Below are 578 nucleotides of genomic sequence, written 5' to 3'. Positions count from 1 at the left end.
CCTATCAACCTGATCATCTTTCAGGGATCTTACTAGCTTACGCTATGGGAAATCTCATCTTGAGGGGGGCTTCATGCTTAGATGCTTTCAGCACTTATCCCTTCCGCACATAGCTACCCAGCTATGCCCTTGGCAGAACAACTGGTACACCAGCGGTGCGTCCATCCCGGTCCTCTCGTACTAAGGACAGCTCCTCTCAAATTTCCTGCGCCCACGACGGATAGGGACCGAACTGTCTCACGACGTTCTGAACCCAGCTCGCGTACCGCTTTAATGGGCGAACAGCCCAACCCTTGGGACCGACTACAGCCCCAGGATGCGATGAGCCGACATCGAGGTGCCAAACCTCCCCGTCGATGTGGACTCTTGGGGGAGATAAGCCTGTTATCCCCGGGGTAGCTTTTATCCGTTGAGCGATGGCCCTTCCATGCGGAACCACCGGATCACTAAGCCCGACTTTCGTCCCTGCTCGACTTGTAGGTCTCGCAGTCAAGCTCCCTTATGCCTTTGCACTCTACGAATGATTTCCAACCATTCTGAGGGAACCTTTGGGCGCCTCCGTTACACTTTAGGAGGCG

Annotated in this window: 1 rRNA gene; it reads right to left on the bottom strand. The window is 54.8% G+C overall.

The annotated features are described in order from the left end of the window. Positions 1 to 578: ribosomal RNA gene (locus tag MR071_RS25065) — 23S ribosomal RNA — on the bottom strand; the annotation flags it as partial.

The organism is Bacillus cereus group sp. BfR-BA-01316 (assembly GCF_022664195.1).
GTDB lineage: Bacteria > Bacillota > Bacilli > Bacillales > Bacillaceae_G > Bacillus_A.
This window is presented reverse-complemented; position numbering and strand designations above follow the sequence as displayed.